Source organism: Streptomyces sp. NPDC029164 (assembly GCF_055563995.1).
Window position 1 is genome coordinate 1 of sequence record NZ_JBVHWW010000027.1, and the last position, 7,263, is coordinate 7,263.

Consider the following 7,263-nt stretch of genomic DNA (forward strand, 5'->3'; position numbering starts at 1 on the left):
GCGGGATCAGAGAAGCGCGGGCGGGGTTTCCCGTCAGTCTCATCGTCCTTCCGTGGGGGGGGGGGCCCCCCCCAAAACCCCCCCCCCCCCCCCCCCCCCCCCCCCCCCCCCCCCCCCCCCCCCCCCCCCCCCCCCCCCCCCCCCCCCCCAAAAAACCCCCCCCCCCCCCCCCCCCCCCCCCCCCCCCCCCCCCCCCCCCACCGGTCTTCGTGGCGTCCTGGCCTAGCAGCCGAGCAGGCGGCTGCCGAGGTAGGTCTGGATCTGGTCCAGGGAGACGCGCTCCTGCTTCATGGTGTCGCGCTCGCGCACGGTCACCGCGTTGTCGTCCAGGGTGTCGAAGTCGACGGTGACGCAGAACGGCGTACCGATCTCGTCCTGGCGGCGGTAGCGGCGGCCGATGGCGCCCGCGTCGTCGAACTCGATGTTCCAGAACTTGCGCAGGTCGGCGGCGAGGCCCTTGGCCTTCGGCGACAGCTGCGCGTTGCGGGACAGCGGCAGGACGGCGACCTTGACCGGGGCCAGGCGCGGGTCGAGGCGCATCACGGTGCGCTTCTCCATGACGCCCTTGGCGTTGGGGGCCTCGTCCTCGTTGTACGCGTCGAGCATGAAGGCGAGCATGGCGCGGTTGACACCGGCCGCCGGCTCGATGACGTACGGGGTGTACTTCTCCTTGGTCTCCTGGTCGAAGTACACGAGCTCCTGGCCGGAGGCCGCGGAGTGGGCCTTGAGGTCGAAGTCGGTGCGGTTGGCCACGCCCTCGAGCTCGGAGAACTCGTTGCCGCCGAAGTTGAAGCGGTACTCGATGTCAGCGGTGCGCTTCGAGTAGTGGGACAGCTTCTCCTTCGGGTGGTCGTACCAGCGGATGTTCTCCTCGCGGATGCCGAGGTCGCGGTACCAGTTCCACCGCTCCTGCATCCAGTACTCCTGCCACTGCTCGTCCTCGCCCGGCTTGACGAAGAACTCCATCTCCATCTGCTCGAACTCGCGGGTGCGGAAGATGAAGTTGCCGGGGGTGATCTCGTTGCGGAAGGACTTGCCCATCTGCGCGATGCCGAACGGGGGCTTCTTGCGCGAGGTGGTCTGCACGGTGGCGAAGTTGGTGAAGATGCCCTGGGCGGTCTCGGGGCGCAGGTACGCCTTGGAGCCGGTGTCCTGGGTCGGGCCGAGGTGCGTCTCCAGCATGCCGGAGAACTGCTTGGGCTCGGTGAACTGGCCCTTCACACCACAGTGGGGGCAGTTGATGTCGGCGAGGCCGTTGGCGGGCAGGCGGCCGTGCTTGGCCTCGTACGCCTCTTCAAGGTGGTCCGCGCGGTGACGCTTGTGACAGGCGGTGCACTCGGTCAGCGGGTCCGAGAAGGTCGCGACGTGGCCGGAGGCCACCCAGACCTCGGGGGCCAGGATCACGGACGAGTCGATGCCGACGATGTCCTCACGCCCGGTGACCATCGCCTTCCACCACTGGCGCTTGATGTTCTCCTTGAGCTCGACACCCAGCGGGCCGTAATCCCAGGCGGCCTTGGAGCCGCCGTAGATCTCACTGCACGGGAAAACGAAGCCACGGCGCTTGCTCAGGCTGACGATGGTGTCGATCTTGTCGGCGGCCACGGTGCTCTCTTCATTACGAGGACGAACGGCGAAGCCTTTAGGTTACCGGCGCCCGCACCCCCCCTTTCAAATCGGATCCCCCTCCACGACCGCCCGCCCGGCCTCCCCACCAGGGTTTTTGACAATCGTTTCCATTTTTGATGAAAATGGATGTCATGAACGTACGACGCCTCATACCCACCGCCGTCCTCGCCGGAGCCGTCACCCTCGGCGCCACGGCCCTCACCGCCTGCTCCGGAGGCCCTTCCACCGGCAGCAAGGACGGCAAGCTCGGCGTGACGGCGTCGTTCTATCCGATGCAGTTCCTCGCCGAGCAGATCGGCAAGGACCACGTGAAGGTCGACGGCCTGACCAAGCCGGGCGTCGAACCGCACGACCTGGAGATCACCCCGCGGCAGACCGCGCAGCTCGGCGAGGCCGACGTGATCCTCTACCTCAAGAGCGTGCAGCCCGCCGTCGACAAGGCCGTCGCCCAGTCCGGCGTGAAGAACGTCGTCGACGCCGCGACCCTCACCAAGCTGGAGTCCCACGCCTCCTCCGGCCACGACCACGGCAGCGAGCCGGGCCACGGCGAGGAGGGCCACGCCCACCAGGACGGCGACGAGCACGCCGGCGAGGCCGAGGCCCACAGCCCCGGCGAGGCCGGCACGGACCCCCACGTCTGGCTCGACCCCGCCAAGTACGCGGAGATCGCCAAGGGCGTCGGCGCCGCCCTGGAGAAGGCCGACCCCGCCCACGCGGCGGACTACAGGAAGAACACCGACGAGCTGGTCGGCAAGCTGACCGCGCTGGACACGGAGTTCAAGGACGGCCTGAAGAACACGGCCTCCAGGACCTTCATCACCACCCACTCCGCCTTCGGCTACCTCGCCGAGCGCTACGGCCTGGACCAGGAGGGCATCTCCGGGGTCGACCCCGAGTCGGAGCCGAGCCCGGCCCGGATGAAGGAGCTCCAGGAGGTCGCGAAGAAGGAGAATGTCTCCACCGTGTTCTTCGAGACCCTGGCCAGCGACAAGACCGCCAAGGTCCTCGCGGCGGACACCGGTCTGAAGACCGACGTCCTCGACCCGCTCGAGGGAATCAGCGACAAGTCCCAGGGCGCTGACTACTTCGAGGTCATGCGGTCCAACCTGAAGAACCTCCAGAAGGCACTCGGTAGCAAGTAATGGCAGCAGCAGCAACGGAGGCGCGAGCCATGCAGTCCATGCCCCGCCCGGCGGACGACCAGCCCGTCATATCCCTGCGCGGGGCCACGGCCTCGCTCGGCTCGCGCCCCGTGCTGCGCGGGATCGACCTCACCGTCCAGCGCGGGGAGGTCGTCGCCCTGCTCGGCGCCAACGGCTCCGGCAAGTCCACGGCCGTCCGCGCCGTGGTCGGCCAGGTCCCGCTGACCGACGGCTCCCTCAGCCTCTTCGGCACGGAGTTCAAGCGCTTCCGCGACTGGTCGCGCATCGGGTACGTCCCGCAGCGCACCACCGCCGCCGGCGGCGTCCCGGCCACCGTCCGCGAGGTCGTCTCCTCCGGCCGGCTCGCCCGCTCCCGCTTCGGGCTCCTGCGCAAGGCCGACCGGGCCGCCGTGGAGCAGGCCCTCGCCCTGGTCGGCATGGACGGGCACGCCGACGTCTCGGTGGACGCCCTCTCCGGCGGCCAGCACCAGCGCGTCCTCATAGCCCGGGCACTCGCCGTCGAACCCGAACTGCTGATCATGGACGAGCCGATGGCGGGCGTGGACCTCGCCAACCAGGAGGTCCTGGCGAGCGCCCTGCGCGCGCAGGTCGCCGCCGGCTCCACCGTCCTGCTCGTCCTGCACGAGCTGGGCGCGCTGGAGCCCCTGATCGACCGCGCCGTCGTCCTGCGCGACGGCTGCGTCGTCCACGACGGCCCGCCCCCGGAGGCCGTGGGCCAGCACGCCCTGCCCGGCCACGACCACGTACACCCCCACGCGGCGCACGACGCCGAGCCCCTGCGGACGGGACTGCTGAGCTGATGGACATCCTCGATTACGCCTTCATGCAGCGAGCGCTGATCGCGGCCGCCCTGGTCGGCATCACGGCCCCCGCCATCGGCACGTACCTCGTCCAGCGCCGCCAGGCGCTCATGGGCGACGGCCTCGGCCACGTCGCCATGACCGGTGTCGCCCTCGGCCTGGTGCTCCACACCAGCCCGGTCTGGATGGCCACCCTCGTCGCCGTCCTCGGCGCCGTCGGCATGGAGCTGATCCGCGCCCGCGGCAAGACCAGCGGGGACGTCGCCCTCGCCATGCTCTTCTACGGCGGCCTCGCCGGCGGCGTCATGATCATCAACCTCGGGGGCGGCCAGACGGCCAGCCTCCTGGGCTCCATGTTCGGCTCGATCACCACGGTCGCCGCCGAGGACGTGACCGCCATGGCGATCCTCGCCGCGTTCGTCCTCGCCGTCGCCATCGGCCTGCGCCGGCAGCTCTTCGCCGTCTGCCAGGACGAGGAGTTCGCCCGCGTCACCGGCCTGCCCGTGCGCGCGCTGAACCTGCTGATCGCGGTCACCGCGGCGGTCACCGTCACCGTCGCCATGCGCATCGTCGGCCTGCTGCTGGTCAGCGCGATGCTGGTGATCCCCGTCGCGGCCGCCCAGCGGCTCACCCGCAGCTTCGCCACCACGCTGGGCCTGGCCATGGCCATCAGCCTGACCGTCTCCCTGACCGGCACGGCGGCCACCTACTACATGGACGTACCCTCGGGCGCGACGATCGTCCTGCTGGCCATCGGCGTCTTCATGGTGCTGACGGCCCTGTCCGCGCCCCTGGCCCGGCGCCGGGCGAAGGCGGCCCGCACCGGCGAAGAGGTGTGCACGCGGGACGACGTGAAGGTCTGAAGTCCTCGGCCGCCTGGCACAATGGCGGCAGGCCGATACAAGGAGGAACCGGTGGCGACTGCGCCTGGCGAGATGAATACCGCGCCAGTACGAGGGCGATCCACCCGGCAGCGGGCGGCCGTGGCGGCGGCGCTGGACGAGGTGGACGAGTTCCGCAGCGCCCAGGAACTCCACGACATGCTCAAGCACCGTGGCGATTCCGTGGGCCTGACCACCGTCTACCGCACCCTCCAGTCGCTCGCGGACGCCGGTGAGGTCGACGTCCTGCGCACCAGCGACGGCGAGTCCGTCTACCGCCGCTGCTCCACCGGCGATCACCACCACCACCTGGTCTGCCGCAAGTGCGGCAAGGCCGTCGAGGTCGAGGGCCCGGCCGTGGAGAAGTGGGCGGAGTCCATCGCGGCCGAGCACGGCTACGTGAACGTGGCCCACACGGTGGAGATCTTCGGCACCTGCGCCGACTGCGCAGCCGCCCAGCCGTAGCGGGAGCCGCCCCCGGCGGGGCGGCCGCGGGCCCCGGCCTAGATCCGCTCCAGCTTCCCGTCCAGGAGCGCCCGCAATACGTCCTGCTCCCCGGGGTTCGCGAGGCCCCGCTTGGGGAGCAGTGCCCCGCCGAGCACCCGCTTGTCGCCGGTGAAGACCATGAAGGTCGCGGGGGTCTCCACGTAGCCCGACAGCGCGCTCCAGCGCAGGTGGGTGGAGCCCTGCGCGCAGTCGACGGTGACGCCCTCGGCGTCGACGACCGTCCGGCACTCCCCCGCCGCCGCCAGCAGCCCGCGGGTCGACCGGGCCATGAACCGGTGGCCGAACAGCGCGAACGCCCAGCCGAAGAGGCCCACCACCGTCAGCGCCACGGCGGACCCGGACGACCCGCCGTCCAGCCCGACGAGGACCGCGGCGTACCCGGGCCCCACCAGACCGATGAGGAAGAACGGCAGACGCCGGCGACGGCCCGCCTTCGACCGGCCGCCGGCCCGCAGGCCCTCCGCCATGTCGGCGACGGTCGGCGTGTAGCGGAGCTCGACCGCGTGCCCTCCCGACGCCGGCTCGTGTATCCGGTACAGCTGATCCCCGCTCATGTCGTCCATGGGCGGGGATCTTAGCGGCGGATCAGGCCGAGCCCCCGGGCTGGTTCGGGACGGCGCCGCCGAAGCGGCGGTCGCGCTGCGCGTACTCCAGGCAGGCCGCCCACAGGTTGCGGCGGTCGAAGTCCGGCCACAGGACGTCCTGGAAGACCATCTCGGCGTACGCGCTCTGCCAGAGCAGGTAGTTGGAGGTGCGCTGCTCCCCGCTCGGGCGCAGGAACAGGTCCACGTCCGGCATGTCCGGGTAGTACATGTACTTCGCGAAGGTCTTCTCGTTGACCTTCGACGGGTCCAGCTTGCCGGCCGCGACATCGCGGGCGATCGCCTGCGCCGCGTCGGCGATCTCGGCGCGGCCGCCGTAGTTCACGCAGAAGTACAAGGTCATCGCGTCGTTGCCGACGGTCTGCTCCTGGGCGACCTGGAGCTCCTGGACGACCGACTTCCACATCTTCGGCATGCGGCCGACCCAGCGGATGCGGATGCCCAGCTCGTTCATCTCGTCGCGGCGGCGCCGGATGACGTCACGGTTGAAGTTCATCAGGAAGCGGACCTCGTCGGGCGAGCGCTTCCAGTTCTCCGTCGAGAAGGCGTACAGGGAGAGGTTCTTGACGCCCATCTCCAGGCAGCCCTTGAGCACGTCGAGCACGACGCCCTCGCCGACCTTGTGGCCCTCGGTGCGCGGCAGACCGCGCTCCTTGGCCCAGCGGCCGTTGCCGTCCATGACGACCGCGACGTGGTTCGGGACCAGCTCACCGGGGATCTTCGGCGGGACCGCGCCGGACGGGTGCGGCTCGGGAACCTTGTACTCGCGGCGAGAGCGCCCCAGAATCCCGCGTCGTGCCATGTGCCCAGCTCCTATTTCTCGACGTATCGCAGGGAGCGTAGCCCGCGCTCCAGATGCCAGTGCAAATAGGCGGAGACCAGCCCGCTGCCCTCCCGCACGTGACGCGCCTCGCACGCGTCGGCATGCCCCCAGTCGCCCGTCAGCAGGGCGCTGAGCAGGGCGATGGCCTCAGACGAGGGTACGACGCTGCCGGGCACGCGGCAGTCGCCGCATATCACTCCGCCCGCGGCCACGGAGAAGTGCCGGTTGGGGCCGTGGATCCCGCACTTCGCGCAGTCGTCGAAGCTGGGCGCGTAGCCGTTGACGGCGAGGGAGCGCAGCAGGAAGGCGTCGAGGATGAGGTGGGGTTCGTGTTCGCCGCGCGAGAGCGTGCGCAGGGCGCCGACGAGCAGCAGGTACTGCTGGACGGCCGGCTCGCCCTCGTTCTCGGTGAACCGCTCGGCGGTCTCCAGCATGGCGGTGCCGGCGGTGTAGCGGGCGTAGTCGGTGACGATGCCGTTGCCGTACGGGGCGATGATCTGGGTCTGGGTGCAGAGCGGCAGGCTGCGCCCGATCAGTTCGCTGCCGCGGGCGAAGAACTGCACGTCGGCGTGGGAGAAAGGTTCCAGCCCGGCGCCGAACTTGGACTTCGTACGCCGGACCCCGCGGGCGACGGCCCGCACGCGGCCGTGGCCCCGGGTCAGCAGCGTGATGATGCGGTCCGCCTCACCCAGCTTCTGGGTGCGCAGCACGATGCCGTCGTCGCGGAACAGACTCATGCGCCCATTGTCGCCTGTGCGGGCGCGGGCTCGGGGACAGCGGTGGGGGGGGGGGGGGGGGGGGGGAACGAAAAAGGGGGGGAAAACAACCAAGAAAAGGGGAAAGGCGAAGGGAGAGGCC

General features: G+C 70.5%; 8 protein-coding genes. 4 read left to right on the plus strand and 4 right to left on the minus strand.

Annotation, left to right across the window (positions count from 1 at the left end):
* Nucleotides 1-222: 222 nt before the first annotated feature.
* A complete protein-coding gene (locus tag ACZ4VT_RS24815) occupies nucleotides 223-1,605 on the minus strand; it encodes a glycine--tRNA ligase (protein ID WP_362812194.1) in 1,383 nt (460 codons plus the stop codon).
* Nucleotides 1,606-1,760: 155 nt separating this feature from the next.
* On the opposite strand from ACZ4VT_RS24815, the gene ACZ4VT_RS24820 reads away from it, so the two are divergent.
* The 4 genes from ACZ4VT_RS24820 to ACZ4VT_RS24835 are packed head-to-tail and all read left to right on the plus strand — an operon-like array spanning nucleotide 1,761 to nucleotide 4,938.
* Entirely contained in the window at nucleotides 1,761-2,771 is a 1,011-nt protein-coding gene (locus ACZ4VT_RS24820) for a metal ABC transporter substrate-binding protein (RefSeq protein WP_467952792.1), read from the plus strand.
* A 29-nt stretch (nucleotides 2,772-2,800) separates the two neighbouring features.
* On the plus strand, nucleotides 2,801-3,592 hold the full coding sequence (locus ACZ4VT_RS24825) for a metal ABC transporter ATP-binding protein (RefSeq protein WP_467952794.1): 792 nt from the start codon (nucleotides 2,801-2,803) through the stop codon (nucleotides 3,590-3,592).
* On the plus strand, nucleotides 3,592-4,455 hold the full coding sequence (locus tag ACZ4VT_RS24830) for a metal ABC transporter permease (RefSeq protein ID WP_467952795.1): 864 nt from the start codon (nucleotides 3,592-3,594) through the stop codon (nucleotides 4,453-4,455). Before ACZ4VT_RS24825 ends, ACZ4VT_RS24830 begins: the two co-directional genes overlap by 1 nt.
* A gap of 51 nt (nucleotides 4,456-4,506) precedes the next feature.
* Entirely contained in the window at nucleotides 4,507-4,938 is a 432-nt protein-coding gene (locus ACZ4VT_RS24835) for a Fur family transcriptional regulator (RefSeq protein ID WP_362812206.1), read from the plus strand.
* 38 nt (nucleotides 4,939-4,976) lie between these two features.
* Here the strand turns inward: ACZ4VT_RS24835 and ACZ4VT_RS24840 are convergent, their stop codons facing one another.
* The 3 genes from ACZ4VT_RS24840 to recO are packed head-to-tail and all read right to left on the minus strand — an operon-like array spanning nucleotide 4,977 to nucleotide 7,142.
* Nucleotides 4,977-5,543: a YcxB family protein gene (locus ACZ4VT_RS24840; RefSeq protein ID WP_467952797.1), complete on the minus strand. Its 567-nt coding sequence runs from the start codon at nucleotides 5,541-5,543 to the stop codon at nucleotides 4,977-4,979.
* Between the two features lie 22 nt (nucleotides 5,544-5,565).
* Nucleotides 5,566-6,384 carry an isoprenyl transferase gene (locus ACZ4VT_RS24845; protein WP_467952799.1) on the minus strand — a complete coding sequence of 273 codons (819 nt, stop codon included), beginning with the start codon at nucleotides 6,382-6,384 and terminating at the stop codon, nucleotides 5,566-5,568.
* An 11-nt stretch (nucleotides 6,385-6,395) separates the two neighbouring features.
* Complete coding sequence (recO, locus tag ACZ4VT_RS24850; protein ID WP_008739303.1) at nucleotides 6,396-7,142, minus strand: DNA repair protein RecO; 747 nt, start codon at nucleotides 7,140-7,142, stop codon at nucleotides 6,396-6,398.
* Nucleotides 7,143-7,263: the final 121 nt, after the last annotated feature.

Bases quoted from the DNA above. Each gene is read 5' to 3' on its own strand.
- ACZ4VT_RS24820 (WP_467952792.1), top strand. From the start codon at position 1,761: ATGAACGTACGACGCCTCATACCCACCGCCGTCCTCGCCGGAGCCGTC.
- ACZ4VT_RS24825 (WP_467952794.1), top strand. From the start codon at position 2,801: ATGCAGTCCATGCCCCGCCCGGCGGACGACCAGCCCGTCATATCCCTG.
- ACZ4VT_RS24830 (WP_467952795.1), top strand. From the start codon at position 3,592: ATGGACATCCTCGATTACGCCTTCATGCAGCGAGCGCTGATCGCGGCC.
- ACZ4VT_RS24845 (WP_467952799.1), bottom strand. From the start codon at position 6,384: ATGGCACGACGCGGGATTCTGGGGCGCTCTCGCCGCGAGTACAAGGTT.
- recO (WP_008739303.1), bottom strand. From the start codon at position 7,142: ATGAGTCTGTTCCGCGACGACGGCATCGTGCTGCGCACCCAGAAGCTG.
- ACZ4VT_RS24840 (WP_467952797.1), bottom strand. From the start codon at position 5,543: ATGGACGACATGAGCGGGGATCAGCTGTACCGGATACACGAGCCGGCG.